The 26327-nt window shown below is 72.0% G+C and carries 25 protein-coding genes and 1 pseudogene; 10 read left to right on the forward strand and 16 right to left on the reverse strand.

Annotation, left to right across the window (positions count from 1 at the left end; genetic code table 11):
• The 3 genes from IE258_RS19260 to IE258_RS19270 form a co-directional block, all read right to left on the reverse strand.
• Positions 1-858: a glycerophosphodiester phosphodiesterase gene (locus IE258_RS19260; protein ID WP_189745108.1), complete on the reverse strand. Its 858-nt coding sequence runs from the start codon at positions 856-858 to the stop codon at positions 1-3.
• Positions 855-3095 (reverse strand): alpha-N-acetylglucosaminidase, encoded by a 2241-nt coding sequence (locus IE258_RS19265; protein ID WP_189745110.1) that lies wholly within the window; start codon positions 3093-3095, stop codon positions 855-857. Before IE258_RS19265 ends, IE258_RS19260 begins: the two co-directional genes overlap by 4 nt.
• Before the next feature lie 91 nt (positions 3096-3186).
• Entirely contained in the window at positions 3187-3531 is a 345-nt protein-coding gene (locus IE258_RS19270) for an STAS domain-containing protein (protein WP_127894647.1), read from the reverse strand.
• Positions 3532-3645: 114 nt separating this feature from the next.
• Between IE258_RS19270 and IE258_RS19275 the strand changes: the two genes are divergently transcribed.
• Both IE258_RS19275 and IE258_RS19280 read left to right on the forward strand, forming a co-directional pair.
• Positions 3646-4197: a YciI family protein gene (locus tag IE258_RS19275; RefSeq protein WP_127894649.1), complete on the forward strand. Its 552-nt coding sequence runs from the start codon at positions 3646-3648 to the stop codon at positions 4195-4197.
• A 150-nt stretch (positions 4198-4347) separates the two neighbouring features.
• Positions 4348-4494 (forward strand): hypothetical protein, encoded by a 147-nt coding sequence (locus tag IE258_RS19280; protein WP_189745112.1) that lies wholly within the window; start codon positions 4348-4350, stop codon positions 4492-4494.
• Between the two features lie 101 nt (positions 4495-4595).
• On the opposite strand, the gene IE258_RS19285 is transcribed toward IE258_RS19280, so the two are convergent.
• Together IE258_RS19285 and IE258_RS19290 are read right to left on the reverse strand one after the other, a co-directional pair.
• Positions 4596-5453, reverse strand: coding sequence for a glycoside hydrolase family 16 protein (locus IE258_RS19285; protein WP_189745115.1), 858 nt, complete (start codon positions 5451-5453; stop codon positions 4596-4598).
• Positions 5454-5553: 100 nt separating this feature from the next.
• Positions 5554-6747 (reverse strand): glycoside hydrolase family 64 protein, encoded by a 1194-nt coding sequence (locus IE258_RS19290; protein ID WP_189745117.1) that lies wholly within the window; start codon positions 6745-6747, stop codon positions 5554-5556.
• A 254-nt stretch (positions 6748-7001) separates the two neighbouring features.
• Here IE258_RS19290 and IE258_RS19295 point away from each other — a divergent pair, with 254 nt between their 5' ends.
• Complete coding sequence (locus IE258_RS19295) at positions 7002-8111, forward strand: glycoside hydrolase family 43 protein (RefSeq protein ID WP_189745119.1); 1110 nt, start codon at positions 7002-7004, stop codon at positions 8109-8111.
• 31 nt (positions 8112-8142) lie between these two features.
• On the opposite strand, the gene IE258_RS19300 is transcribed toward IE258_RS19295, so the two are convergent.
• The gene (locus IE258_RS19300; RefSeq protein WP_189745121.1) at positions 8143-8613 is read right to left on the reverse strand and encodes a hypothetical protein; all 471 of its coding nucleotides are present in this window, start codon (positions 8611-8613) and stop codon (positions 8143-8145) included.
• A gap of 290 nt (positions 8614-8903) precedes the next feature.
• On the opposite strand from IE258_RS19300, the gene IE258_RS19305 reads away from it, so the two are divergent.
• The gene (locus IE258_RS19305) at positions 8904-9779 is read left to right on the forward strand and encodes a Sco1979 family transcriptional regulator (RefSeq protein WP_189745123.1); all 876 of its coding nucleotides are present in this window, start codon (positions 8904-8906) and stop codon (positions 9777-9779) included.
• A gap of 44 nt (positions 9780-9823) precedes the next feature.
• On the forward strand, positions 9824-10639 hold the full coding sequence (locus IE258_RS19310) for an SAM-dependent methyltransferase (RefSeq protein WP_189745124.1): 816 nt from the start codon (positions 9824-9826) through the stop codon (positions 10637-10639).
• A 30-nt stretch (positions 10640-10669) separates the two neighbouring features.
• On the opposite strand, the gene IE258_RS19315 is transcribed toward IE258_RS19310, so the two are convergent.
• The 4 genes from IE258_RS19315 to IE258_RS19330 all read right to left on the reverse strand — a co-directional run bounded on the left by IE258_RS19315 (position 10670) and on the right by IE258_RS19330 (position 14642).
• Entirely contained in the window at positions 10670-12304 is a 1635-nt protein-coding gene (locus IE258_RS19315; RefSeq protein ID WP_373309779.1) for a VWA domain-containing protein, read from the reverse strand.
• A gap of 20 nt (positions 12305-12324) precedes the next feature.
• On the reverse strand, positions 12325-13542 hold the full coding sequence (locus tag IE258_RS19320; RefSeq protein WP_189745126.1) for an AAA family ATPase: 1218 nt from the start codon (positions 13540-13542) through the stop codon (positions 12325-12327).
• Positions 13543-13621: 79 nt separating this feature from the next.
• A complete protein-coding gene (locus IE258_RS19325; protein ID WP_159326711.1) occupies positions 13622-14194 on the reverse strand; it encodes a TetR/AcrR family transcriptional regulator in 573 nt (190 codons plus the stop codon).
• An 82-nt stretch (positions 14195-14276) separates the two neighbouring features.
• The gene (locus IE258_RS19330) at positions 14277-14642 is read right to left on the reverse strand and encodes a MerR family transcriptional regulator (RefSeq protein WP_189745129.1); all 366 of its coding nucleotides are present in this window, start codon (positions 14640-14642) and stop codon (positions 14277-14279) included.
• 93 nt (positions 14643-14735) lie between these two features.
• Between IE258_RS19330 and IE258_RS19335 the strand changes: the two are divergent.
• Positions 14736-15071, forward strand: a pseudogene (locus IE258_RS19335) (alkene reductase); the annotation flags it as partial.
• Between the two features lie 177 nt (positions 15072-15248).
• Complete coding sequence (locus tag IE258_RS19340; RefSeq protein ID WP_189745754.1) at positions 15249-16538, forward strand: phosphatase PAP2 family protein; 1290 nt, start codon at positions 15249-15251, stop codon at positions 16536-16538.
• 14 nt (positions 16539-16552) lie between these two features.
• Here IE258_RS19340 and IE258_RS19345 read toward each other — a convergent pair whose 3' ends face one another.
• The 3 genes from IE258_RS19345 to IE258_RS19355 all read right to left on the reverse strand — a co-directional run bounded on the left by IE258_RS19345 (position 16553) and on the right by IE258_RS19355 (position 20077).
• Entirely contained in the window at positions 16553-17473 is a 921-nt protein-coding gene (locus IE258_RS19345) for an SDR family oxidoreductase (RefSeq protein ID WP_189745131.1), read from the reverse strand.
• Between the two features lie 145 nt (positions 17474-17618).
• Complete coding sequence (locus IE258_RS19350; protein WP_189745132.1) at positions 17619-18368, reverse strand: hypothetical protein; 750 nt, start codon at positions 18366-18368, stop codon at positions 17619-17621.
• 188 nt (positions 18369-18556) lie between these two features.
• Positions 18557-20077 carry a catalase gene (locus tag IE258_RS19355; RefSeq protein ID WP_189745135.1) on the reverse strand — a complete coding sequence of 507 codons (1521 nt, stop codon included), beginning with the start codon at positions 20075-20077 and terminating at the stop codon, positions 18557-18559.
• Between the two features lie 714 nt (positions 20078-20791).
• Between IE258_RS19355 and IE258_RS19360 the strand changes: the two genes are divergently transcribed.
• On the forward strand, positions 20792-21751 hold the full coding sequence (locus IE258_RS19360; RefSeq protein ID WP_189745137.1) for a DUF1152 domain-containing protein: 960 nt from the start codon (positions 20792-20794) through the stop codon (positions 21749-21751).
• A gap of 15 nt (positions 21752-21766) precedes the next feature.
• Here the strand turns inward: IE258_RS19360 and IE258_RS19365 are convergent, their stop codons facing one another.
• Positions 21767-22729, reverse strand: a complete 963-nt coding sequence (locus IE258_RS19365; RefSeq protein ID WP_189745139.1) for a LysR family transcriptional regulator — start codon at positions 22727-22729, stop codon at positions 21767-21769.
• A 112-nt stretch (positions 22730-22841) separates the two neighbouring features.
• On the opposite strand from IE258_RS19365, the gene IE258_RS19370 reads away from it, so the two are divergent.
• Complete coding sequence (locus IE258_RS19370; RefSeq protein WP_189745141.1) at positions 22842-23735, forward strand: NAD(P)H-binding protein; 894 nt, start codon at positions 22842-22844, stop codon at positions 23733-23735.
• A 68-nt stretch (positions 23736-23803) separates the two neighbouring features.
• Positions 23804-24169, forward strand: a complete 366-nt coding sequence (locus IE258_RS19375) for a darcynin family protein (RefSeq protein WP_189745143.1) — start codon at positions 23804-23806, stop codon at positions 24167-24169.
• Positions 24170-24171: 2 nt separating this feature from the next.
• Here the strand turns inward: IE258_RS19375 and IE258_RS19380 are convergent, their stop codons facing one another.
• Together IE258_RS19380 and otnK are read right to left on the reverse strand one after the other, a co-directional pair.
• Positions 24172-24816, reverse strand: coding sequence for a class II aldolase/adducin family protein (locus tag IE258_RS19380; protein WP_189745144.1), 645 nt, complete (start codon positions 24814-24816; stop codon positions 24172-24174).
• Positions 24813-26123 (reverse strand): 3-oxo-tetronate kinase, encoded by a 1311-nt coding sequence (gene otnK / locus IE258_RS19385; RefSeq protein ID WP_189745145.1) that lies wholly within the window; start codon positions 26121-26123, stop codon positions 24813-24815. The genes IE258_RS19380 and otnK overlap by 4 nt, the downstream gene beginning before the upstream one ends.
• Positions 26124-26327: the final 204 nt, after the last annotated feature.

Raw genomic sequence — 26327 nt, forward strand, 5'->3', positions numbered from 1 at the left:
TCACCCCCGTTGGGTGAGGGTCTGGGGGTAGTCGGTGATGATGCCGTCGACGCCGAGGCCGGCCATGGTGCGGATGGCGCCGGGTTCGTCGACGGTCCAGACGTTGATGTCCATGCCGAGTTGGTGGACGCGGTCGACGAGGTTCTGGTCGGTGACGGTGTGCTGGGGGTTGATCTGGTCGGCCCACTGGCTGAGTTCGGTCAGTTCGGTGTCGGTGGGGCGGTCGGCGTCGAGGATGCCGATGGGGATGTCGGGCTGGGCGGTGTGGAAGGTGCGGGCGTCGTCGGTCTGGAAGGACTGGACGGCGAGTCGGTGGCGGGCGAGGGCTTTGGTGACGTAGTCGCGTCTGTTGTCGAGATGGTCGGCGAGGTCGGTGGCGATGGTGGTGCCGTACTGGCTGCAGGGGCTGATTTCGGCGAGGAGTCCGGTGCGGGTGTGCTGGAGGTGGCGGATGACGTCGTCGAGGGTGATGATGGGTTCGCCGGCGTAGTCGTCGTGGAACCAGGTTCCGGCGTCGAGTTGGCGCAGTTCGTTCCAGGTGAAGTCGGAGACGCGGTAGCTGGGGCGGTTGGGGTAGAGGTCTTCGATGTCGGTGGTGCGTTGCATGGTGCAGTCGTGGAAGTTGACGAGTTTGCCGTCCTTGGTGCGTTGGACGTCGATTTCGACGTAGTCGGCGCGTTGGTGGACGGCGAGGTCGATGGCGGCGGCGGTGTTCTCGGGTGCCATGCCCGAGGAGCCGCGGTGGGCGATGGCGTCGGGGCCGGTGGCGGCGTGTGCCGTCGTGGAGGTCGCGGCCAGTGCCAGACCACTGAGCACCGCCACGACCACACCGGCGGCTCGGCCGACGGCGCGCCTCACCGCGCCGCCTCCGATCCGGCCGGCGCCGGTGCGGGCAGCGCGTCGAGCACGGCCGCGGCCGTCGCCACGGGGTCGCCCGAGGGCTTCAGTGGGTAGGAGTCGTGCCGCTGGTTCCAGGCGTTCTCCAGCGCGAACCAGTCGACGGCGGCCGGCGGCCGTCCCGTGACCAGCGCGGTGTCCAGGGAGTCGAGGTACGTCGTCCAGCGCTTCGCGTAGAAGTCGGAGACCAGGCCGGACCACTCCCGGTTGGCGTAGTCCCGCAGGCCGCCCGAGTCGCTGCCGGAGCGGTGGCCCCAGGTGGTGAGGATCGAGCGGGCGTCGAACTCGGCGGCGTCGCGCTCGGCCCCGGTGCGGCCCCAGGACCTCGCGTCCGCCAGCCACGGACCGAGCAGGAAGCGGGTGTCGGTGGCGAGCAGCCGGTCCAGCAGGTCCATGTCGCCCTGCCACTCGGCCGCCCCCGCACGGAACCGGGACAGGTCACCGGCGTCGTAGGCGGACTTGATCTCCGGGAGCAGCGAACGGCTGCGGTTGGCCAGCGCCTGGCGGGCGAGGTCGACCAGGTCGAAGCGGTAGGCGTCGGTCGTCCGCAGTGCGGGGGCGGCCTTCAGCAGTTCGCCCAGCGCCTCGCGCACCGTGTCCGGGTCGTAGCGCATCGCGCCGGGGCTCCAGCTGGCCGCCGAGGTGGCCGTCAGCCGGGGGCGGGCGGTGAACAGGCTGTCCTGGGCCTCGCTCCAGGTGCCGGAGGGCATGCTGTACGGGCCCGTGCGCAGCAGCTCCCAGGCCCGGGCGGCGTGCGGGTCGGTGCGGCCGTAGCGGCGTTCGGCGTAGGCGGCGAACCATGCCTGGTGGTCCACCGGGCCCGTGCGCCAGGCAAGTTCGCTGAAAAGCTCGTAGGCGACCGGATTGCCGCCCGTGCCCTCCGGCAGGTACGCGATGCCCGCGAGCGCGCTGTCCGCCTTGGTGCGCCACTGGTCGAAACGCTCGGCCCACACGGCGGTGTTGGCGCCGACGGTGGTGTGACCGCCGAAGTTGGGGATCGTGCCGAACGCGTAGGGCGCGCCGTGCCAGGCGGTCTCGCGGTCGAGGCCGTCGTAGCGGTCGGACAGGCCGTCGACGATGAGCAACCTGCTCTTGTCGACGGCGTCGACGATCTGCGTCGAGGGGTTGTTCTGCCAGCCGAGCAGGGTCCAGACGGCACCGGGGCGCGCGGTCTGCAGTGCCTTCATCACGGCCTGGGCCGCCTTGCCGATGGGGACGTCGCCGGGCCGTCCGCCCTCGTGCAGGAGATCCATCTTGTACATCGTGGAGTCGCCGAACAGCTCGCGCTGGTGGCGGTAGAACGAGGCGGCGACCCTGGGGAACACGTCGGTGCGCGGGTCCAGCCAGTCGGGCCGCTCGAAGCCGACCCACTGGCCCTGCGGGACGACCGTGCCGCCGGGGTTCCGGTCCGTGAAGCCCGGTGGCACGGTGCCGTAGTAGCCGGGCAGTACGGGGGTCATGCCCAGCTCGCGCAGGCGGTGCGCGATCCTGCGGCCGAGTGCGGCGCGGTCCTGGATCAGCCGCTCGGAGACGGGACCGGCGAAGCCGGACATGTTCTGCATCAGCCACCACGGCTGGTGCGCGGGACCAGGGATCCAGGACCTGAGCTCCTCCTTCGAGTACCCGAACTCCTGGAGCGTCTCGTAGTAGACGGCGTCGGCGCCCATCTGGACGAAGACCTCGTTCGCCCCGTGCAGGGCGAGGAGATCGATCTGCTTCTCGTAGGAGGCCCAGTCGCGGTAGGCGCCGGAGTAGCCGTCGTCCGTGTCGTTGAGCGCGAAGCGGTGCGGCACCGATGCCTGGCGGCGAACGGTGCCCTCGGGGGCGGGCAGGGTGCGCGGGAGCTCAGCCGTGCTGCGCCCGGGCCATCCGATGTCCACCTTGGCCGTGTACTTGAGGTACCAGTTGACGCCGCTGAGGATCACCGCGGGGCTGGTGCCCCGCACCCGGACGTGGCCCGCGTGTCCGGAGACGCTGAACCAGTCGCCGGACGCGGGACGGTTCGCCGCGACGAGGGTGAACTGCGAGACGTGTCGCGGCAGCAGGCGGGCGAGCGCGGCCCTGGCGGAGTGCGTGGTGAAGGCCGGTCCGCCCGGCGGGGGAGCCGCCGCGGGGGCGGAGGAAGCGGTGAGCGTGGAGGTGAGAAGGGCGAGGGCGGCGGCTGCGCAGAGGGCAGCCCAGGGTCTGAGGCTTCTCACGGTCACCTCTGAGGAGTTGTTGACGGGGTGTTGGTGAATATGGGGGTGGGCGGGCAACCAGTCAAGGGCGCCTCGCCCGGAGCTGCCCCCGCTAGGAGGTGCGCCGCGCCTGGTACACGGAGTCGTAGATGGGGAAGACGTGGCGCAGGCCGGTCAGGGCGAAGAGCTGCTTGGTGTTGGCGTCCGTGATGACCAGCTTCAGCTCGCCGTGCACCGACTGGACCCGTTTGAGGGCGCCGACCAGCACGCCCAGACCCATGGAGTCGATGAACGCCACCCCGCGCAGGTCGACGACGAACCGACGGTGCCCGTCCGCCAGCCGCTCGATCATGTACTGCTTGATCGTCGGCACGGTGTACACGTCCACCTCTCCGCGGATCTCCACGATGGTCCAGTCCCCGACGCCGCTGTGGTTGATCTCGATGGGAGGTTCCATACGTACTCAACGGCATGCCCTGGGCAGAGGTGGCGCCGCACATTCGTTCTGCATATGCATGAACGACTGGCCAAAGGATCACCAGAGGTAGCGCCCTTGTCCCAGACTGGGCACATGGAGTTCTTCTGCCACCACCGTGACCGCACCGGCTCCCTGCACCTGCGGGAGGAGCTGGTCGAGGCGCACTGGTCCTACATGGACGGGTACGCCGCGGAGATGATCGCGCGCGGCCCGACCCTCACCGGGGACCGCGAGCTGCCCACGGGCAGTGTGCACGTGCTCGACCTGCCCGGCCCCGCCGCCGCCCGGGCGTTCGCCTTCGACGAGCCCGGCTACCAGGCCGGCGTCTACCGCGACGTGCTGCTGCGCCGGTGGCGCAACACGCTGGGCCGCACCATGTGGGACTTCCCCGGTGGCCGGACCGGGGGAGACCGGTTCCTGGTGCTCGGCCTCGGCACCGGGGAGGCCGCCGACCTGGAGGTGCCACCCGGACGGGACGAGCTGATCGCCTACGGCCCACTGCTGTCCGACGACGGCGACACCTGGCTGGGTACGGCGGCGCTGGTGCGGGCACCGGACCCGGACTCGGCACGGGCCCTGCTGACGGTGGACCGGTACGCCGACGTCGAGGTGCACCCCTGGCAGTTCGGCGGACGTCCGTCCTGAATCAGTACCCCGTCGCCTCGCTTGGAACCGCGGCGGCGGGGTACGGCCCGGCGCCGCGCCGATTCGGCTCCCGTCGTGCGGGTTCCGCCATTCGGGTCCATGCTTGAATCCGGGCCACGAAGCCCACAGACCGACCCACCGGGAGGTCCTGTGATTCTGCTCGCGCTGCTTCTACCAGTCGTGATGATGGCCTTCCTCTTCGCCGCGGACGCGCTCGAAGACCTGATCTTCCCGCCCCCGGCGGTCCCGGACGAGGACGCTCCGGCCGGAGACATCGCCCGGACGACGTCACCCTGAGCGGGTTCGGGCGGCGCGGCGCTCACCCGCGGGCCTGACCGGGACAAGCGGAAGGGGCCGCCACCTCGGTGAGGCGGCGGTCCCCTTCGGGGTCGGGGCCGTCAGCCGTCGCTCGTGGTCACCTTCACCTCGTCGATCACCAGTTGTTGCGGGAAGGTGGTCGAGCCGTCGGGGTCGCCCGGCCAGTAGCCGCCGACCGCGAGGTTCAGGATGAGGAAGAACGGCTTGTCGAAGACCCAGTCCTTGCCGCCCAGGTCGGCCGGCGTACGGGTCTGGTAGACGTTGCCGTCGACCGACCAGGTGATGCTGTCCGGGGCCCAGTCCACCGCGAAGGTGTGGAAGGCGTCCGCGAACGCCTCGCCGTTCGGCAGTGTGTAGACCGCGCCGATGCCGCCCGAGCCGGAGTAGCCGGGGCCGTGGATGGTGCCGTGGACCGTGGACGGCTCGAAGCCGACGTTCTCCATGACGTCGATCTCGCCCGAGTTGGGCCAGCCGACCTCGCCGATGTCCTGGCCGAGCATCCAGAAGGCGGGCCAGATGCCCTGCCCGCGCGGGATCTTCATCCGGGCTTCCACGTGGCCGTAGGTCGCGGTGAACTTGCCCGAGGTGTTCAGCCGCGCGGACGTGTACTCGCACGTGCCGTACCAGCACTGGTAGTTGCCCGGGTTCTCGCGGCGGGCCTCGATCACCAGGTTGCCCTGGCCGTCGAGCTTCGCGTTGTCCGTGCCGGGCGTGTAGTACTGCCGCTCGTGGTTGTTGACGTTGTCGCCGGTCTCGAGTTGCCACTTCGCGGCGTCGACGCCGGATCCGGCGGGTCCGTCGAAGGTGTCGGAGAACGTCACCGCCGCGGCGGACTCTGGCCGGTGCTCAGCCTGGGCGGGGGTCACCGCGGCGGCCGCGACGAGGGTGGCGGACAGGGTGGCGAGGAGGCAACTGCGGAGCAGTCGTGGGGAGGCCATGTCTCTCCCTTTCGTGGGCCCGCTCCCACAAGGCGGGAGCGGGCACGGGGGGTGGGGGGAAGGAGGTGCGTCGGTTCGGGCGCGGGTGGGGCCGGCCCGGTCAGCCGAAGGACTCCAGCGTGATCGCCGCGTCCTTGGGGTCGCCGTCGTGCACCAGCGACTCGTGGTTGCCGACGTCGTCGAAGGCGAAGGCGTACGCCTGGCCGTCCCGCATCTGCGCGTGGACGAGGCGGGCGTAGTGGTTGGTGACGCCGTCCTGGTAGAAGCCCGAGTCGTCGGCGTCGGGCTGCTCGGGGTTGGTGAGCAGCGTGGACCGGTTGTACGCGGCGCACAGGGTCCGCGAGATGGGGCCGCGCACCTGGTCGTTGGGGGCGTCCAGCTTGTTGTAGCAGCCGAAGACCGAGTCGGAGTCCGGCTTCTCGAAGGAGGTCACCACCGCGCCGCTGCCGTCGGTGAAGTCCATCCTGTCGCCGTTGACCCTGCCGTGGAACTTGGTGTCGGGCTGGTCCTTGAACGGCGTCACCGTCAGCGTGTCGGTGGCGTACTTGCTCCAGACACGGTTGATGTAGTCGTCCATCACGTCGGCGGGCAGGTCGCCCGAGCCGATGCCGTGCCCGGGGGCCAGGACGCGCAGCGGCGAGCCGTCGCTCCGCGTCTGGACCAGCCCCTCCCAGCCGCCGCCCTGCTGCGCGAGACCGTCGGCGACCGCCTTGTACCCGCCGGGCTTCAGCGAACCGGTCTGCTTCGTGGAGCCGTCACCCGCCGTCAGGCCGACGGAGTAGGGCGCCGAGAACATGTCCACCTGGGTGGAGTTGATCCACAGACCGGAGTCGTTGAGCGTGTACTCGGTCCAGTTGAACAGCGTGTCGTGGTTGGGGTCGGCCGCGTTCTGGACGGCGGGCTGTACGAGACCGCCCTCGGCGAGCCGGAAGTCGAGCTTCTTGCCGTAGGAGAAGTAGACCCGGCCCGAGAACTTCGGAAGCTGAACGGTCTTTGACCCGCCGTTTGCGGGCCCCTCGAACGAGGCGTCGGGGGCGGGGACCGGCGGGGCGCCACCGGCCGGCCAGGCGTGGAAGGTTCCGCTCTCGTCGGCGTACCCCTGCTTCCCGGAAGCGAGTTCGGTGCCGATCACATAGACGTAGACCTGCTCGGCGTTGCCCGAGTCGTTCTTCAGGGTGAGCGGGATGGTGTCCGGTACCGCCGAAGCCGGTTCGGCCGGCCCGACGACGACGGCGACGGCGCCGATGGACGCCGCGACGGCCAGGGACGCCGTCAGCTTGCGTGGGGAAAGCACACGGTCCTCCTTGGTGTGGGGGGACTTGCAGCGTTGTAGTTCTTCCCTGTGCATGTCAACTAGTTGAACGAGATCAATCGGAAGAAGCCCCTCCAGGTTCGGAAGGTGAAATGAGGGGAAGGTGCTGTGCGCCGGATGCCGTACGTGCCGGACGTGTTGCGGACTGCTGATTGACATGTCCGCTCTCAGTTACGATCCTGGACCCGTTGCCTACTTCCATCGATGTACATCACGGCCCGTGGAAGCGGAGGGACATGCCGCCCCTGACCGGAAGCCCCCCGAGCGGGACCGGGAAGCCGTCCCGCCGTCTGTGCGGGGCCGTCGCCGCCCTGCTGTCCGGCGCCCTCGCCGCCTTCCTGCTCCTGGTGTCCTCCCCGGGGCCCGCGCGGGCGGACCAGACCGCTCTGCGGGCCGCCGACCCGAGCGTGATCCGGGTCGGCGCCACCTATGTCTCGGTCCAGTCCACCGGGGGCGGCATCGCCGTACGCCAGGCCGCCTCCACGGCCGCGCTGGCGGCGGCGCCGGCCCGGCAGGTCTGGTCGGACACCCGGGACCGGGGCGAGGTGTGGGCCCCCGAGATCGTGCGGGACGGTGGCCGCTACTACATCTACTTCACGGCCGGCCGCGGAGCGGCCCACCGGATGTACGTGATCAGCTCCACCACCGCCGACAGCGGGTACACGGCCGAGACGAAGCTGGCACTGCCGGACGACAAGTGGGCCATCGACGGCGCCCTGTTCACCTTCGAGGGGCAGCGCTGGTTCGTCTGGTCGGGCTGGGCCGGCGACACCAACGTGGAGCAGAACCTCTACATCGCGCGGATGAGCAGCCCGACGGCACCGACCGGCGCGCGGTACGTCATCTCGCAGCCGCGCGAGAGCTGGGAGCGGGTGGTGGGCGACCCGTTCATCAACGAGGGCCCCGAGCCGATCAAGGACCCGAACGGGCAGCTGCACATCGCCTATTCGGCCAACGGCAGCTGGAGCGACCAGTACTGCCTGGCCGACCTGAGGCTGCGGGCCGGCGGCGACCCGACGTACGTGTGGGACTGGTACAAGTCCAACGGCTGCCTCTTCGGGTCCCACCGCGCCACGATGATGGCCGGCTGGGATCCCACCCTGTACGTCGACGGGCCCGGTCACCACAGCTTCGTCCTGCTCGACGGCGACATCGCCACGAGTCCGCCCGCCGGACCCAGGTTCCCGCTGATGTTCCACGCGGTAGCGAAGGGGACGCCGTACTCGTGGGAGAACCGGCACTGGTACACCGGCACCTTCTGCTGGTGGGGCGGGACCACCTACAGCCGGGCCAACGTCCCTGGTCCGACCAGTGACACGGGCTGGAGCCTGAAGTTCTTCGAGTGAGGCGATCGCGCCGCCGGCCGGCCCGATCCGTTCAGGGTGCCAGGGACCAGCGCGGCGGCACTCCGGCGAACCGGCAGACGAGGAAGTACAACGGGATGGGCGCGGTGTAGGGCGAGTCCCCGTCGGGGCCGTGGACCAGGCGCGGGCCGGCCGCCCGTCCGCCCGGCCGCGCCCGGGTCCAGGACGGGTCGCCGAGGACGTAGTGGGTGCCGGCGGGCCACGCGACTCCTATGTCGGAACCGGAGGGCACGATCCACCACCAGCGCCCCTCGTCGGCGAACACACAGCCCGCACGCGGGAGTCGGGCCAGAATGCGTTCACCATGGGACGCGGAGGTGCCCACGGCGTCGTGCCCCAGGCCGGCGCGGAGTCCGGCGGGGAGGCTGAGCGGGGCCGGGCCCGGACGGTGCCGGCGAGGCGGACGGGCGGTGCCGGACGGGCACGAGCGGTCACGGACGGTGGCCGCGGACGGACGTGGGTCACGCGGGTGCTGCAGGTCCATGGGGGGTGGGTCCTTTGGCCGCGACGGACGTCAGGAGAACGTTGTCATGCGAGACCGTCCCGCGGAGTGGGGGACGTGTCGCCAACAGGACGGTCCTGGTCATCGATTGGGGGGCTGCTGGTCGAGCAGGGAACGGGGGCGGTGAAGCCACTGTGTCATCCGTCAACAACGGTGCGCAACCGTCAAGTTGAAATTTGCAGCCGTCAGGATGCATGCTCCTGCGGCGGGACGGCGCCCGTGACAGACTGGCGTGTCCGGGCCCGGGCACGGGACGGCGAAGGGGAGATGGCGTGACCGCGGAGACCGACTGGGGCGGTGCCCCCTCCGTGCTGCGGATGATCCTCGGCAGACAGCTGGAGGAGTTGCGCACCCGCGCCGGTCTCACCTTCGAGCAGGCCGGTGAGGCGATCGGGGTGAGCCATTCCACGATCCGCCGGCTGGAGGCGGCGAAGGTGGGCCGGCTGCGCCTGCCGGACGTGGAGAAGCTGCTCCAGGTCTACGGTGTCCGCGACCAGCAGGAGATCGACACCTTCCTGAAGTCGGCGCGCGAGGCGAACAAACGGGGCTGGTGGCACACCTACCGCGACGTCATGCCGGACTGGTTCGCGGCGTACCTGAGCCTGGAACAGGCGGCTCTGCACATCCGGGCCTACGAGGCCGGGTTCGTGCACGGACTGCTGCAGACCCCGGCCTACGCGCGGGCCCTGCTGAGGGCGGGCAATCCGCACGCCTCCTCCGTGGACACCGAGCGGCGGGTGGCCCTGCGCATGCGCCGCCAGGAGATCCTCACCCGGCCCTCGCCGCCGCGCCTGTGGGTGGTGATGGACGAAACGGTCCTGCGCTGGCCCGTCGGCGGCACCGACGTGATGCGGGAGCAGGTGGACCATCTGATCGAGGTGGGCAGGCTGCCCCATGTGACGCTCCAGATCATGCCGTTCGCCCAGGGCCCGCACCCCGCCCTGCGGGCAGGCGCCTTCGACCTCTTCCGGTTCCGGGCCCCGGAACTGCCCGACATCGTCTACCTCGGCGGGCTCGTGGGCGCCGTCTACCTGGACAAGGGCGACGACGTGGTGGTCTACCGCGAGGCCCTGGACCGCCTGGGTGCCCAGGCGGTGCCCGCCCGAGGCACCGAGGAGCTCCTCGGCGCGCTGCGCAAGGAGCTGTGAGGACGTCCACTCGTACCGCACAACCCCATGGAGAGAGGCGAACGATGTCCGACAGCGGATGGCCTGCCGACCGGATCGACACCGAGCACGCGCACTCGGCCCGGATCTACGACTACATCCTGGGCGGAAAGGACTTCTACCCCGCCGACCGGGAGGCGGGTGACGCGATGGTCCAGGAATGGCCCGCGATGCCCGTCCACATGCGCGCCAACCGGGACTGGATGAACCGCGCGGTGCGTTGGCTGGCCGAGGAGGCGGGCATCCGCCAGTTCCTCGACATCGGCACCGGTATCCCCACCTCGCCCAACCTGCACGAGATCGCGCAGTCGGTGGCCCCCGGGTCACGCGTGGTCTACGTGGACAACGACCCGATCGTCCTCACCCTGTCCCAGGGGCTGCTCTCCAGCACACCCGAGGGCCGCACCACGTACATCGAGGCGGACTTCCAGCGCCCCGAAGCCGTCCTCGAGTCCGACGAGTTCCGCAAGACACTGGACCTGGCCGAGCCCGTCGCGCTCACCGTGATCGCGATCGTGCACTTCGTCCTGGACGAGGACGACGCGGTCGGCATCGTCCGTCGCCTCCTGGAACCCCTGCCCGCGGGCAGCTACCTGGCCATGACCATCGGCACCGCCGAGTTCGCCCCCGAGGAGGTGGGCCGGGTCGCACGCGAGTACGCGGCCCGCGACATGCCGATGCGGCTGCGGAGCATCGACGAGGCCCACGAGTTCTTCGAGGGGCTGGAGCTGACCGAGCCGGGCATCGTCCAGGTCCACAAGTGGCGTCCGGACGGCACCGGGGAGCAGGGCATCCGGGACGAGGACATCGCGATGTACGGGGCGGTGGCCCGCAAGCCCTGAGGGTCGCGCGCACGGCTTCGGGCGGCCGGGTCAGATCACGCGGAACAGGTCGGCGGCGGCGTGGACGTCGGTGAAGTCCTCGACGGAACGGAGGTTGTCGCACAGCGCCGCGAGGACCGAGCCGGCCGCCGCGACGCGCGGGGCGCCGATGCCCACGCCGAAGACCCGGAAGCCCAGCCGGCGCTTGGCGTCGTTCCAGTCCCGCATCCACGCCTCGGTGACGCCGCAGTCGTCGTCGGTGAGCATCACGATGTCGCCCCGGGTGCGGGCGGCGTCGTTGAACTCCGCCTCGAGCAGTTCGCCCGCCGCCGACAGCGGCCGCTGGTAGCTGGTGCCGCCGCCGAGGAAGGTCTCCGCGAAGCCGAGGGTGCGGGTGAGGCCGGCGGGCGCGTCGGCCGGGAAGCGGAAGACCTGGAGCTTGTCGGCGGCGGAGAACACGATGCCCACGAAGTCGCGCCCCGCGTGGCGGGCCTGGTCCAGCAGGGCCAGCGCGCACGCCTTCGCCCACGCCTCCCGGGTGATGCCGCCGGGCCCCGCCTCGTACATGGAGTGCGAGGTGTCCACGCAGGCGATGACGGCGCCCCGGCCGGTGGCCTGCTCCCCCTGACTGTCGTAGAGCATCAGCTCCCCGGCGGCGTAGCGCGCGGCGAACACCGCGCGCAGTTCGGGCAGCCCGAGATTGGCCAGCTCCGACGGGATGACCCGGGAGAGGTCGTCGCCGAGCGTGACCCCGATCAGCTCTCCGGTGGCGTTCTCCACCTTGCGGGCCCGTTCACCGGCGGCCATCTGCCGGAAACGGCCGATCAGTTCGGCCCACTCGGCGAGCCGTCCGGCGCGCAGCCGCTCGGCCAGCCGGGCGCGCTCGTCGAAGGGCATCCGCTCAAGCTCGCCGGAACCGACGCCCCACGCCCGCATCAGCGCGGCCTCCTCCCGCGCGGCCGCCGCCGACTTCGCCACCGCACCGCGGGCGGCGGCACGGACGCCGGGCACGGAAACCGCGAGCGAGTGGGCGGCGTCGGAAGCGGCCCGTCTCGCGGCGTCCTGCGCGTCCTCGACCGCCCGCCGTACGGCGTCGGCCGCCGGACCCGGGACACTGCCCTCCGCGTCGGCCCCGTCGGCGGCCTGCCGGAGCGCCTCGGCCACGGCGTCGGCCGCGTCCTCGGCGTCCCGCCCGGCCAGGGCCGCACGTTCGTCCCGGTCGCGGGCGGGGTGGGAGTCGTCCAGCATCCTGCGCAGCGCGGTGCCCTGGGCGAGCACGGCCATGGCGGCGGCGTACGGATCGCCGACCGTCTCCCGGTGCAGCTCGGCGAAGTCCGGGGACTCGAGGAGCGCGGTGACGATGCGGTGGTTGACCAGCCGGGAGGGCGCCATCCCGGTGGGCTCGCGCAGCCGCGGAGCGGCCTTGTACGCGGCCAGGAAGGCGTCGGTGAGGAGGTCGTCGGTGTGCGGGTGGCGCTCGCCCAGTTCGGCGGCCAACTCGCGCAGTGCGGGCGCCTGTTCGTAGGTGTCGCGCCAGGCGATGCGGTCGAAGCGGTCCGCGAGCACGGCCCCGGTGTGCCGTTCGGGGGTGGCCGCGGACCGGGCCAGCCAGCTCCCGGCCAGGTCCGCCAGCGCACCGAGCGGGCTCGCCGCCCCGGCCGCGTCCTCGCCGGTGCCTTCGTCCACGGTGTCGTCCCGCCCGCCGCTCAGAGCTGGGCCTGCACGGTGCTCGCGTCCACGCCCAGGGCCTCGGTGAGCACCCGGGCGCGCACGGCGCGCTGACGGCCGGTGACCCGGTCGATGGCGGTGGTGGAGCGGCCCGCGCCCACCGCCTCCGCGCGCAGTCTCTCCAGCCGCTTGCCCGCCATGGCCAGCTGGTTGTGCGCCTTCTTGATGACCCACTCGCTCAGCGCCTCGCGGGACTGCCCGGCCATCGCGTCGAGCTGGGTCTCCAGCTCCTCGATGGTGTCGGCGAGGTCGAGGGCCTCCTTGGCGTCCGGGTTGACCAGGTGCAGCACTTCCCGCTCGACGGTCGGGCGTTCGGCGGGGGAGTTCCACAGCACGTGGGTCAGCACCGACAGGTCGGTCTCGGCGACCGAGGCGCGTCCGTCGAGGTAGGCGGACGCCTGGAGCAGGCCCACCGCCTGCCGCCAGCGGCGGTCGGAGGCGATCAGCTCCTTGCGGCGCAGGGCGGCCCGCAGGGTGCACACCGCGTCCACGATCGCGTCGGGCACCTCCACGGCGGGGACGGCCTCGGCCACGGCGTGCTGCAGTGCGGCCAGCTCCACGGTGGTCCGCCTCGGCGCCGCCGGGCGGCTGACGGCGGAGCGGACCAGGGCGGCGAAGTTGGAGGGGTCCTCCAGGTAGTTGACCTCGATCCGTACCAGCAGCCGGTCGTAGATCGCGGCCGAGTCCTCGCCGTCGGGCAGTTCGTTGCTCGCGGTGATGGCGCCGATGAGGGGGCAGCGGACGGGTTCGCCGCCGCTCTCGGGGTGGTAGATCCGCTCGTTGAGGTAGCCCAGCGTCTCGTTCAGCGCCGCCGTGGAGCACTTGAAGATCTCGTCGATGAAGGCGACGTGCGCGGTGGTGGCGCGCCCCTCGTAGACCTGGCGGTACTCGCCGCGGGCCAGCGCGGCCACGTCGACGGGCCCGAACATCCGCGTCGGCGCGGTGAACTTGGACAGCAGGATCTCCCAGTAGGACGCCCCCACGATCCGGCCGGTCAGTTCCCGGGCCAGCTCCGACTTGGCCGTTCCCGGCGGACCGAGCACCAGCGAGTGCCGGCCGGCCAGCAGCGTCACCAGCAGGGTCCGCACGACGTCGGCCCGCTCGTAGAAGCGGTCCGACAACTCGTCGCCGATCGCCCTGAGACGCTCGGCCGTGTCCGGTGCGGCCGGTGCCTGGGGCAGGTCCTGTGGGCCCATGGCCGACTCCTCCTGTGGCGCTCCCGTGGCGGTCCCGGGCTGGCGGATCAGAGCCTATCCCGCACGAAGGTCCACTCGGTCAGGACGTGGTCGGCCAGGTCCGCAGCAGGGCGTCCAGCGCGTTGAGGATCTCCGTCCAGCTCTCCTGCGAGTCGGGGGCACTGTGACTGAAGCCGCCCGCGGCCTCCAGGCCGACGTAGCCGCTGAACACGCTGCCCAGCAGGCGTACGGCATGTGTCTGATGCGGTTCGGCGAGGTGGTAGCCGCGCAGGATCGCCCGCGACATCTGGGCGTGCCGCACACCGGCGCCGGCGGCCGCCGCCTCCGCGTCGAGGGGGAACTGGGCGGCGGCGAAGCGGCCCGGGTGCTCGCGGGCGTAGTCGCGGTAGACGTTGGCGAAAGCGGTCAGCGCGTCCTTGCCGGCCCGGCCCGCCACCGCCTCGGAGGCCCGGTCGGCCAGCTCCTCCAGGGCGAACAGCGCGATCCCGGTCTTGAGGTCGTGGGCGTTCTTCACGTGCGAGTACAGGCTCGCCGTCCTGACGCCGAACCGTCGGGCCAGCTCCGTCGGAGTGGTGCGCTCGAAGCCGATCTCGTCGGCGGTCTCCGCCCCGGCCCTGATCAGGGCCTCGGTGGTCAGTCCTACCCGAGCCACAGCCGTCCTCCGCATCGATCACCGGCAGCCGTCGCGTCGATCACCCGGCGGTCGTGGAAGATTATGAGCTTGCCTAACATGATTAGGCAAACTCCGTGTCCCGGTATTCGCGGGCCGCGGTCATCAGGTCGTTGAGCGCGTCGCGGGTGCGGACGAGGTCGGCGATGTGCTCGGAGAGCCGGTCGCGCTCCTGCGCCATACGGTCCAGCGCGGCGTCGGAATTGCCCTCGCTGGGCGCGTCGACGCACGGCAGCAGTTCGGCGATGGTGCGGCTGGACAGGCCCGCCGCGTACAGCCGCTGAAGGAACCTGACCCGCTCGACCTCGTGCTCCGTGTACTGGCGCTGGCCGCCGGCGCTGCGGGTGCTGGCCAGCAGCCCCTGATCCTCGTAGTAGCGCACCGACCGGACGCTGACCCCGGCCCGCGACGCCACCTCTCCGATGCGCATGCCCTGCTCCCTGCTGTGATCCGCGGCACACTTACTTGCCTCTGACGTCAGTGTCAGGTTCTAGCGTAGCCGTCGTGCCCGGGATCCGGGCAGCTGACCGAGCTGTCCCGCCTCGGGATCGCCTACGTCCACATCGAGGCCACGGCCGACGAGGACCTGCTGGTCGAGCTGCGCCGCCGGTGGCCGGGCACGCTCGTCATGAACCCGGTGCTCCCCATGGGTCCCAAGCAGACGGGGCGCGAGGACGCCGACCACTGGCTCGGGCTCGGGGCGGAGCTGATCAGCTTCGGCCGCGGCTTCATCTCCAACCCCGACCTGGTCGAGCGACTGCGCACCGGCCTGCCCGTCGCACCGGTGGACGAGGCCACGTACTACCAGGGCGGTGACGCGGGCTACCTGACCTACCCGGCCTACCAGCACACGGCCTGAGGCCCGGGGCCGGTGCAACGGTGCCGTTAGCATGTTCGAACTCGTGACGATCCGTACGAGCGACCGCTGCGTCCGACCCCTAGTAAACGGGCAAAACAATTGCAAAACCTACCCATACGAATATCCTCGCGAAGAGACCGCGGCCCGCTGCTCGCGGCACTGCGCCGGCCGCGGGTCCTGCTGTGGACCGCGGCCGGTGCGGTGACCCTCGGTTTTCTGATCGCGCTGGAATTCGCCGCGCGCCACTACGGTGTGCGGGGCCCGATCACCGAACAGGCGCGAGAAGTGGTCTTCGCGCCCGACTCGGGGCCGCTGCTGTACGCGGGCCTCGCCCTGACGATGGTGGTGCTGACCTGGCGGCAGCGTCTCGTGGCGGCCGGTGCCGCGATCGGGATCGACGTCGTCTTCTGGCTGGTGCGCTGGGCGGTCGGCGCCGACATGAACTTCGGCAACGGCGCGCTGTGGGTGGTCCTCGGCTGTGCGGTGGTCGCCGTGACGCGGCGCCGGGGCAGCGAGCGTGCCCTGCTGCTCAAGGGTGTGGGGCTGGGGCTGCTCCTGGTGGCCGGGCACAAGACGGGGGACACCTGGCTGCTCATCACGTCGGAGACCCGCAAGGCGGTGCTCGACCCGTACGTGGCCACCGCCGACCAGGCGCTGGGCAACCCCTCGTGGCTGGTCGGCCGGTTCGTCGAGGCCACCGAACCGGTCGGCGGCCACGTGCTCCACCTCGTCTACGGACAGCTGCCCCTGGCAGCCGCCCTCGTCGGGCTGTACCAACTGCGGCACGTGGCCGTCGAGCGGCGGTTCCCGAGCCACCACCTCGTGCGCACCTTCCTCGTCATCGGCCTGCTCGGGCCCGCCGTCTACATGGTCTTCCCGGTCGTCGGGCCGGTCTTCGCCTACGGTGCCGACGGCGGTCAGTGGGCGGTGGCCAACCTGTGGCCGGACACGCTGCCACCGGGCGGCGCCCCGCACGCGATCCCGTTCGACGACATCACCCCGCGCAACTGCATGCCCAGCCTGCACACGGCGTGGGCCACGACGCTGTTCGTCCACTCCCGCAAGGGCTCCCGGGCGATGCGGTTCGCGGGCACGTTCTGGCTGGTCGCCACCCTCACCGCGACGCTCGGCTTCGGCTACCACTACGGCGCCGACCTCGTCGCCGGCGTGGTCTTCGCGCTCACCGTCGAGGCCGCGATGCGCGCGTTCGCGCGGGGCTGGGACGGCGATGCAGTCCGGCTGGTCGCCCACGGCACGACGGTCTTCGCCGTACTGCTGGTGGCGTACCGGTACCTGCCGGTGGAGATGGCCGAGCACCCGTGGGCGGCCGGGCCGCTGCTCCTCCTCGCGATGGCCTCCGTGATCGTCGGCTACCTGCGCACCACCCGTCGGTGGGAGGCGAAGGCCGTGCCGGTGCGGCAGCCGGAACCGCCGCGTCCCGCGGAACCGCAGCCCGAGCTGGTCTGAAGCCGGGGCCGGGGCTACTTGAAGTAGTGGCCCTGCTCCAGGTCCTCGACGAGACCGGGCCGGTCGGGCCGCCACCCCAGGAGCTCACGGGTCAGGACGCTGGACGCCGCGCGGTTGGCCGCGAGGGGGCCGGCCAGCCAGCTGAAGTGGGCGTCCGCGTCCGCTGCCGCAACCGACTCCACCGGCAGGCCCAGCTGCCGGCCGATCACCTCGGCGAGGTCCCGCACGGGCAGGCCCTCCTCCGCGACGGCGTGCAGCGTCGAGCCCGCGGGGGCGTTCTCCAGCGCGAGGCGGAACAGCCGTGCGGAGTCGAGACGGTGCGCGGCCGACCAGCGGTTGGCACCGTCCCCGATGTACCCGGAGACGCCCTTCGCTCGGGCGATCCCGATGAGGGCCGGGACGAATCCGTTGTCCCCCTCCCCGTGGTTGGTCGGCGCCAGCCGCACCACGGAGGAGCGGACCTGGCGGGCGGCGAGGGAGAGGGTCAGTTCGGCGGTGGCGGCCCGCACGTGCTGGGCGTCGCCCCGGGCGGCCGCGGCCGGGTCCGGGTCGTGGCCGTCGCGCTCGGTCGCCACCCGGCCGGGGATCGAGGGGGTCCCGGACGCGATGGTGAAGGGCCGGCCGGAGCCGGCGAGCGCCTCGCCGATCACCTCGACGGCCCGCCGGTCGGCTTCTCCGGCGCCCTTGAAGTCGCCCGAGAACGCGATGTCGTGCTTGAAGGCCAGGTGCACCACCCCGTCCGAGTCGGCGGCGGCGCGCCGCAGGACGTCGAGGTCGTCCAGGGTGCCCCGGACCACCTCGGCCCCCGCCGCGGTGAGGGCGTCGGCCGAGGCGTCCGAACGGGCCAGCCCCACGACCTGATGACCCGCCCCGATCAGCTCGGGAACGACGGCTGAGCCGATCCAGCCGGAGGCGCCGGTGACGAAAACACGCATGAGAATCCTCCAGATATGTCCGTACGTGGCGACTGCCGGTCCACCGGGCGCGGGCGCGAGCGGCGGGCCACGGCGTCGGAACCGTCGATGACAGCCGCTGTCATCGACAGTAACATGCGATGTCAGTCACTGTCGTCGTGTGTCGTCACCGAACGCGCCGCGCTGCCGCGGGACGCATCAGCCCGAGGTCGTCGCCCCAGGCGTCCAGCGTCGCCGCGTGTCCCGCCGCGCGCGCCACCGCCTCGACCCGGCCGAACAGCTCCCGCTGCACGTCCACGTCACCGGTCCCGGTGATCCGTCCGAGCGCGGTCAGCAGCCGGCGCGTGTCCCATCCCGGGAGTGGGAACCGGGCCAGTTCCCACTCCAGGTACTTGTTGTAGGGGCGCGGGCGGCGGTCGAGGGCGAACAGCAGCTCCAGCAGGAAGCCGAGGCTGTCCGCCGCGTCGAGCCGTGCGGCGAGCGGATTCCCGTCCCGGGCGTTCTTCAGCGACCGGTAGTGAGCGTTGGCGTAGGCGTCGAGCCGGGCGGCCGCGACCCGCGACGCCTCCGTGACGCCGAGCCGCCCCTTGGCGGCCACCGTCCTCGTGATCCGGCCACCGAGCCGGTCGAGCAGGACCCGGGCCCGCGCGATCGCGTAGCGCTCCCAGCCGCCGAGCCGGTCGAACTCCGCCGCCGTCACGACGACCAGGTCCAGCCGGGCGGAGCGGAAGCCGTCGAGGGCGGCCAGACCGGTCGCCGTCCCGTCGGCGACCACCACGTACAGGTCGTGGTCGGAGTGGCGGGTGGCCATGCCCTCGTGGGCACGGGACCCCTTGAGGACGAGGCCGACGACGGCGGGATCGGCGGTGGCGCGGGCGACGAACGCCTCGTAGGACATCGGGTGCGGTGCGCACACGTGCGGACCTCCGGACTGCCTGACGGGGAAGATGCCGAGCCGCCCTCGGTGTCCCATCGACAGGAGGGCGGTCACTCCGTCCGCGGCGGCCGAGGCCGCCGCACGGCAGATCAACGCACGGCGCGGACGCTAGCAGCCGGTGCGTGCGCCCCGCGACGTGTTTGTTCCGAGTCCGGGGTGAGCGGGGGTCAGGCCTTGTCCTGCATGGACTGCCGGGCCGGATTGCGCTGCTCGGCCGCCTTGAAGTCCTTCTCGCCCGCCTTGGCCCGCACGCCCTTGGCGATGCGGTCGCCGATGGTCTTGTCGATGTTCGACCAGTACGCGAACGCCCGCTGGAGCACCGGTTCGGTCACCTCGTTGAGGAGGTGGTCCACCACGTTGTCCACCAGCCGGTCCCGGGCCGCGTCGTCCATCACCTCGCGCACCAGGGTGCCCGGCTGCCCCCAGTCGTCGTCCTCGGCGTGACTGACATAGGCGGTACGGGTGATGGACCCGTCCGTCTCCCAGCTGGGCGGCGTGCCGAAGTGCTCGGTGTCGGCGGCCGGACCCCCCTTGGAGTTCGGCGCGTAGACCGGATCGGTGGTCTTCCGGTAGGCCATCGCACCGTCCTTGGAGTAGGTGCGGACGTCGACCACCGGGGCGTTCACCGGAAGCTGCTGGTAGTTCGCGCCGATCCGGTAGCGGTGGGCGTCGGCGTAGGAGAAGAGCCGGGCCAGCAGCATGCGGTCCGGGCTCGGGCCGATGCCGGGGACCAGGTTGTTGGGCTGGAAGGCCGCCTGCTCGATCTCGGCGTGGTTGTCCGTCGGGTTGCGGTCCAGCGTCATGCGGCCGACCGGGATGAGGGGGTAGTCGCCGTGCGGCCACACCTTCGTCAGGTCGAAGGGGTTGAACCGGTAGGCAGCGGCTTCCTCGTACGGCATGACCTGCACGTGCAGCGTCCAGCTCGGGAAGTCGCCGTCGCGGATGTGCTCGAAGAGGTCCCGCATGTGGTAGTCGGTGTCGGCCGCGGCCATCTGGTCGGCCTCGTGCTGGGTGAAGAACTCGATGCCCTGGTCCGTCTTGAAGTGGTACTTCACCCAGAAGCGCTCACCGGAGGCGTTGATCCACATGTAGGTGTGGGAGGTGTAGCCGTTCATGTGGCGCCAGGTGCGCGGGATGCCGCGGTCCCCCATGAGCCACGTGACCTGGTGCGCGGATTCCGGCGAGAGGGTCCAGAAGTCCCACTGCATGTCGTGGTCGCGCAGATTGCTGTCCGCCCGGCGCTTCTGCGACCGGATGAAGTGCTGGAACTTCATCGGGTCCTTGACGAAGAACACCGGCGTGTTGTTGCCGACCATGTCGTAGTTGCCCTGGCTCGTGTAGAACTTCACCGCGAAGCCGCGCGGGTCGCGCCAGGTGTCCGGGCTGCCGCGCTCACCCGCGACGGTCGAGAAGCGGGCGACCAGCTCGGTGCGCGTGCCCGGCTGGAAGACGGCCGCCTTGGTGTAGGCGCTCACGTCGTGGGTCACTTCGAAGTGGCCGAAGGCGCCGCTGCCCTTCGCGTGCGGCTGGCGCTCGGGGATGCGCTCCCGGTTGAACTGCGCCATCTGCTCGATGAGGTAGGCGTCCTGGAGGAGGACCGGACCGGCCGGGCCCGCGGTGAGCGAGTGTTCGTCGCTCTCCGCCGGTGCGCCGGAGTCCGTGGTGGTGGCGGGCGGGGTGTCCGTCATGAGACTGCCTTTCGTCGGGGAGTGGCTGGCGCGCAGGGACCGCGCGGCACGCACACGGGAGACGGGACCCGCTCCGACCTGCCCGGCAGAGCGGTCCCGCCGAGGCCCGAGACATGGCGGGGGCCCCGACCCACGCGGTCTCCGCCGCACGCGTGCCCTGGAGCGGCCACGTCAATCCCGCCCGGGAGCGGACCGGTGGGATCGGACCCGGGGCGGAGCCCGTCGGCCCGTCGGCCGTGCCGCGTCCCGGTGCCGGGACGCACCGCGTGCTCGCCCATCCGTCCAGGACCCTCCGGAGTGCCGTCGTCCGTATCAGTCTCCGCCGCCGCCGGGCCCCCGCAAGCGGAGACGGCGGCGGGGCGGTGACGACGCGGACCGCACGCCGCGCGGGCTGGGCCAGGCCGCCGACCGTGCGCCGGCTCCGTGCGCCGGCTCCGTGCCGCCGGGCGTGCGCCGACTCCGTGCGCCGGCTCCGTGCCGCCGGGCGTGCGCCGACTCCGTGCGCCGACTTCGTGCCGGGCGTGCGCCGACTCCGTGCGCCGACTTCGTGCCGGGCGTGCGCCGGCTCCGTGCGTGCCTCGCGGACGGCGGGCGCGACCTCCCCCGGGCCCCGTCGCCCTACCGCTTGTGGCGCCCGCGGACACACCGCCGTACCGCCGGTCCGCGCCACCCCGCCGGACCCGAGCGCGGGGTGGACCCGCCACAATGATCGACATGACGCCTCTGCACACGAACCCGCTCTTCGGACGGCTCGCGGACGCCGAGCGGATCCTCGTCTCCGGCGCGGGAGGCGGCTTCGACATCTACGCCGGTCTGCCCCTGGCCCTGTCCCTCCTGCACCAGGGGCGGGAGGTGCATCTGGCGAACCTCTCCTTCAGCGCCCTCGCCGGACTGCCCGACGACGCCTGGGCCGCCCCCGACCTCGCCGTCATCACCCCCGAGTCGGCGCCGCACCAGCGCTACTTTCCGGAGCGGACCCTCGCCCAGTGGCTGCGGGGGCACGGCTACCCGGCCGTCGTCCACGCCTTCCCGCAGACCGGCGTCCAGCCGCTGCGCGCCGCCTACGCGGCCCTGATCGCGCGGTACGACATCGACGCAGTGGTCCTGGTCGACGGCGGCACCGACATCCTGCTGCGCGGTGACGAGGCCGGACTCGGGACCCCGGAGGAGGACCTCGCCAGCGTTGCGGCGCTGGCCGCGCTGGAGGGCCCGCGCCACCGCCTCGTGGTCTCGCTCGGATTCGGTGTCGACGCCTACCACGGCGTCAACCACGTGCAGGTCCTGGAGAACATCGCCGCGCTGGAGCGCGAGGGTGCCTACCTGGGTGCCTTCTCCGTTCCGCGCACCACCCGCGAGGGCGCGCTGTACCTCGACGCGGTGTCACACGCCCAGGAGCACACGCCCGAGCACCCCAGCATCGTCAACGGCTCCATCGCCGCGGCCGTCCGGGGTGCGTTCGGCGACGTCCGGTTCACCGACCGCACCCGGGGCAGCGAGTTGTTCGTCAATCCGCTGATGTCCCTGTACTTCGCCTTCGACCTGCCGGGCCTCGCCGCTCGCTGCCTGTACCTGGACCGCATCGAGGACACCCACCTGATGCGCCAAGTGCAGTCCCGGATAGCCGAGTTCAGGGAGGACGTCGTGACCCGCCCGCCCCGCGCCTTCCCGCACTAGGGTCTGTCCGGCGGATCATGCCGCAGACGCGCGGAGCTTGCCCGACAGCACCCGCCGCACGGCGGTGCGCAGCCAGTGGTGCGCCCCGTCGGCGGTGTGCCGGGGGTGCCAGGCCATGCCGATGGCCACCGGCGGCAGCCGCAGCGGGATGTCGAGGAGCCGCAGCCCGAGGACCGAGGCATGCTCGGTCAGGGGGCTCGGCGAGGAGTCCGCGGCGTCCGGCACCGCGGGCACCAGGGCGACGACGTCGGTGCGGGCGGCGAGGGACAGTGCGGCCAGATGCCCCGGGAGGACGACGGCGACCCGACGGCTGAGGCCGTGCTCGGCGAGGGCGGTGTCGACGGGGCCGTCGAACCGGCCGCGGCGGCTGACCGCGACATGCTCGGCGGCGGCGAACCGCACCGGGGTCAGGGGCCCCTCGGCGAGCGGGTGGCCGGCCCGGACGGCCGCCGCCATCCGCAGGGTGACCAGTTGCTCGACCCGGGTCTCGGGGTCCACGTGGTCGATCGCCCCGACCTCCAGGTCCACCCGCCCGTCACGCAGGGCCGGCCCGCCCTCCAGCTCCTCGGCCCGGAACCGCAGCGAGACCCCCGGCGCCTCCTGCCCGGCCAGTGTCAGCAGACCTCCGGCGAGGGCCGCGCCGACCAGGTCGGCCGTCTGGAGGGTGAAGGTGCTGCGCAGCGTGGCCGGGTCGACGCCGGTGGCCGGGGTGAGGAGCGCGCCGAGCCGGCGGACGACCGTGGCGGCCTCGTCCCGCAGGGCCAGCGCCCGCGGCGTCGGCACCATGGCCTGCCCGGCCCGCACCAGCAGGGGGTCCTGGAGGATCCGGCGGAGCCGGCCGAGGGTGCGGCTCATGGCCGCGGGGGAGGTGTGCATACGGGCGGCGGCGCGAGTGACGCTCTGCTCCGTCAGCAGCGCGTCGAGCGCCACGGCGAGGTTGGCGTCGATGACCGGCGCGACCGGATCTGTGCTGTTCACCAGTATTATTCCGTTCCAGGCAACAATCCCTTGCTGAAGTTCCCATTGTGGCAACACCTCGTGGCTTCCCAGGATGAGGGCGTACCGATCCGGCACGACCCACGAGGTTTTCATGATCGTCATTACTGCTCCCACCGGGAACATCGGGCGGCGACTGCTGCCCCTGCTCCTGGAGTCCGCCCCCGCCCACAGTGAGCGACTGCGCGTGATCGTGCGCGATCCCGCCCGCCTGGCCGACCCGGTGCGCGAGCGCGTCGAGGTGGTCACCGGCTCGCACGGTGACCCCGCGGTCGTCGACCGGGCCTTCGACGGCGCCGACGCCGTCTTCTGGCTCGTCCCGCCGGATGCCTCGCGCACTCCGGACGACGCCTACCGGCGCTTCTCCGTGCCGGCCGCGCGGGCGCTCGGCGTGCACGGCGTCGGCCACGTCGTCGGCGTGTCCGCCCTCGGCCGCGGCACCCCGGTCGCGGGCCGCGCCGGACTCGTCACGGCGACCCTCGCCGTGGACGACCTCTTCGCCGAGACCGGTGTCGCCTACCGGGCCCTCGCCAACCCGTCGTTCTTCGAGAACCTCCTGGAGGAGGCCGACTCGATCCGGGAGCGCGGCTGCTTCACCGACGTCCTCGACGCCGACCGCAAGGCGCCCCTCGTGGCCGTCGCCGACATCGCCGCCGTCGCCGCGGGCCTGCTGCTCGACCGGTCCTGGACCGGCACCGGCAGCGTCCCGGTGCTCGGCCCACGGGACCTGTCGCCCAACGACCTGGCCCGCATCATGACCGAGCGGCTCGGCCGCCCCGTCCGCTACGAACGCCAGACGTTCGACGACCTGCGCGCCACCCTGGTCGGCCACGGCCTCGACAAGGAGTTCGTGGACGGCATCGTCGACATGAAGCGGGCCAAGGACGACGGCCTCGACGCGGGCGTGACGCGCACCCCGGAAACGGCCACCCCGACCACCTTCGAGCACTGGGTCGCCCAGACCCTCAGGCCCGCGGTCCTTTCCTGAACACCCAGCCGGAATCCGACACCCGACACCGGAAACCCGAGACCCGACACCCGAAACAAGGAGCAACCATGTCCGACGAGACGACCCGCACTCCGGTCACCGCCTTCATGCTCGTCAAGACCACGCCCGAGTGGCTCGCCAAGACCGTCGAGGAGCGGGTGCACGCCCTGACCACGGAGGTCGTCCCCGTCATCGAGGCCCGGACCACCGGCGTCCGGTCACGCTTCTACGACACCGAGTTCTACTCCGCCCGCGTCACCGACGTCTGGGTCTGGGAGGCCGACGACCACCACGCCTACCAGCTCCTCGTCGACGCCCTGCGCGAAACGCCCTTCTGGGACCGGTACTTCGAGGTCGTCGACCTTCTCGTCGGCACCGAGAACGGCTACGCCCGCACCTACGGAGTCGACGCGGTCACCACCATCTCCACCTGAGCTCAGTGCGCAGGCTCCCAGTAGGTGCCGTACTTCCGGGCCAGCGCCGTCGCCTCGGCCGGCGTGAGATGGCGCACCGGCCGGTCCCCCAGGAGCAGATGGAGCGCGGAGGCCTCCTCGACCTCGACGGCGGCCTCCGTCGCCGCGCGCAGGGACGTGCCCGCCACGACCGGGCCGTGGTTCTGCAGCAGCGCGGCACGGCAGGGGAAGGTGAGCAGCTCCAGGTCCGCGGCCTGCGCGGGGTCGCCGGGCGGGGCGTAGGGGAGCAGCGGTATCTGCCCGACCCGCATGACGAAGTACGGCGTCAGCGGTGGCAGCGCGCTGCGCTCGGACCAGGGCGCGCGGCAGGAGGCCGCGGCGGCGTGCCTCGAGTGCAGGTGGACGACGGCCCGGGTGGCGTCCTCGCGTCGGTAGAAGGCCAGGTGGAGCGGGTACTCCTTCGACGGCGCAGGTCCGTCGAGACGGTTGCCGTCCAGGTCGAGCACCGACAGGTTCTCGGGGTCCAGTGCGGCGAGGTCCGTTCCGGTCGGGGTGACCAGGACGCGGTCGCCGTCCCGGGCGCTGACGTTGCCCGAGGAGCCGGGGCTCAGTCCGAGCCCGGCCAAGTGGGCCGCCGCCGCGACGAGTTCCTGAGCGAGGGCGGTCATACGAGCTGCTCCCATGCCTGCGTGAAGATGTCGGTGCCGCCGAAGTTCCCCGACTTCAGGGCGAGATCGACGGTGTGGGTGGCGTCGGACGGGCACACCTCGGCTCTGGCCCAGGCGACACCCGGGGCGATGGGTGCCCCGATGGCGAGCGTGCGGGCGCGCAGGGCCGAGACGACGGCCCCCGACGTCTCGCCGCCCGCCACCAGCAGCCGCCGTGCCCCGGCGTCCACGAGTGCCCCGGCGCAGGCCGCGAGGGCTCTCTCCACCAGGGTCGACGCCGTCTCCGCGCCTGCCGGGGTGTCGGTCTCAAGGTCCTCGGGCGCCGCGACGGCGTAGATCAGGGGCGGCCGGGCGGGGTCGTGTGCCCACCGGTCGCGCACGAAGGCGGTGAGGTCGGCCACGGCGGTGTCGAAGTCCGCGCGGAGCCGGGTCAGATCGAGCCGCCGGTGCGGCAGCCGCCCCAGGGCGTGGGCGACCTGGGCCCTGGTCGCGGCGGAGGCGCTGCCCGCGAGGACGACCCCGGGGTCCCGGGGGCCGGAGGCGGGACGTGCGCGTGCCTGGTCCGGATGCGGACCGGTCAGTCCCACGGCGAGCCCGGCGGCGCCGGTCACCAGGCCGAAGTCCTCGGTGGCGGCGGCGATGGTGCGCAGGTCCTCGTCGTCGACGGCGTCCACGACCGTCAGCGCGTCGGCGTGGGCCTCGTCGTCCAGCGCGGCGCGCAGGCGGGCCACGCCGGCCCGGACCGTGTCCAGACCGATGCGGGTGACCGGGTGGTCCGTCTGCGGCCGCAGCAGCCGGTCCACCCGGGAGTCGAGCATCGGGGTGAGCGGGTGGTGGCGCATGGGGCTCTCGTCGAGCAGGTCGTCGTGGACGAAGAGCCGCCCCCGGTACACGGTCCGCCCGGTCGCCGGGAAGGAGGGGACCACCACCGTGCGCCGCTCACCGGTCTCCGCCAGCAGTGCGTCGGCCACGGGGCCGATGTTGCCGCGGGGTGTGGAGTCGAACGTCGAGCAGTACTTGAAGTAGAAGCGCCGGCAACCGATGGCCCGCAGCGCGCGCAGCGCACGGCGCGACTCCTCCACCGCCTCCGCCACGGGAGCCGTCCTCGACTTCAGCGCCACCACGACGGCGTCCACGGCCGCCCACCGGTCCGGCACGTCCGGCGCCTCCCGGACATCCGGCTCCGCGGATGGGACGACCGCGTCGGCGCCGACCGCGACCACGGTCCGGAAACCGCGGGCGACCAGCATCGTCGCAAGGTCGGTCGCGCCGGTGAAATCGTCTGCGATGGCCCCGAGGGTCGGCATCAAGTGCTCCTGCGTTGCTGTCCGGGTTGCTGGTGCGGCCGACGGCCACCCGTGATGATCTGTGAAATTATGTTACCAGACTTTACCCAGATGGGATCTGGTGATACACGTTGTTCATTCGCTGCTTCTGAAACGCGCGTCCCCCCGGCACACCGTCGCCCCGTCGACCGCGAGAGAAGCCACTGCCACCACCTTGCGCGCTCA

Origin of the sequence: Streptomyces tendae (assembly GCF_014650435.1) — a bacterium.
Taxonomy (GTDB): domain Bacteria; phylum Actinomycetota; class Actinomycetes; order Streptomycetales; family Streptomycetaceae; genus Streptomyces; species Streptomyces tendae.

Excerpts from the sequence above, each read along its gene's own strand:
- IE258_RS19310 (WP_189745124.1), top strand. The coding sequence starts at position 9,824 with ATGTCCGACAGCGGATGGCCTGCCGACCGGATCGACACCGAGCACGCG.
- IE258_RS19345 (WP_189745131.1), bottom strand. The coding sequence starts at position 17,473 with ATGCGTGTTTTCGTCACCGGCGCCTCCGGCTGGATCGGCTCAGCCGTC.
- IE258_RS19360 (WP_189745137.1), top strand. The coding sequence starts at position 20,792 with ATGACGCCTCTGCACACGAACCCGCTCTTCGGACGGCTCGCGGACGCC.
- IE258_RS19295 (WP_189745119.1), top strand. The coding sequence starts at position 7,002 with ATGCCGCCCCTGACCGGAAGCCCCCCGAGCGGGACCGGGAAGCCGTCC.
- IE258_RS19380 (WP_189745144.1), bottom strand. The coding sequence starts at position 24,816 with ATGACCGCCCTCGCTCAGGAACTCGTCGCGGCGGCGGCCCACTTGGCC.
- IE258_RS19320 (WP_189745126.1), bottom strand. The coding sequence starts at position 13,542 with ATGGGCCCACAGGACCTGCCCCAGGCACCGGCCGCACCGGACACGGCC.
- IE258_RS19355 (WP_189745135.1), bottom strand. The coding sequence starts at position 20,077 with ATGACGGACACCCCGCCCGCCACCACCACGGACTCCGGCGCACCGGCG.
- IE258_RS19270 (WP_127894647.1), bottom strand. The coding sequence starts at position 3,531 with ATGGAACCTCCCATCGAGATCAACCACAGCGGCGTCGGGGACTGGACC.
- IE258_RS19285 (WP_189745115.1), bottom strand. The coding sequence starts at position 5,453 with ATGGCCTCCCCACGACTGCTCCGCAGTTGCCTCCTCGCCACCCTGTCC.
- IE258_RS19370 (WP_189745141.1), top strand. The coding sequence starts at position 22,842 with ATGATCGTCATTACTGCTCCCACCGGGAACATCGGGCGGCGACTGCTG.
- IE258_RS19330 (WP_189745129.1), bottom strand. The coding sequence starts at position 14,642 with ATGCGCATCGGAGAGGTGGCGTCGCGGGCCGGGGTCAGCGTCCGGTCG.
- otnK (WP_189745145.1), bottom strand. The coding sequence starts at position 26,123 with ATGCCGACCCTCGGGGCCATCGCAGACGATTTCACCGGCGCGACCGAC.
- IE258_RS19275 (WP_127894649.1), top strand. The coding sequence starts at position 3,646 with ATGGAGTTCTTCTGCCACCACCGTGACCGCACCGGCTCCCTGCACCTG.
- IE258_RS19300 (WP_189745121.1), bottom strand. The coding sequence starts at position 8,613 with ATGGACCTGCAGCACCCGCGTGACCCACGTCCGTCCGCGGCCACCGTC.
- IE258_RS19375 (WP_189745143.1), top strand. The coding sequence starts at position 23,804 with ATGTCCGACGAGACGACCCGCACTCCGGTCACCGCCTTCATGCTCGTC.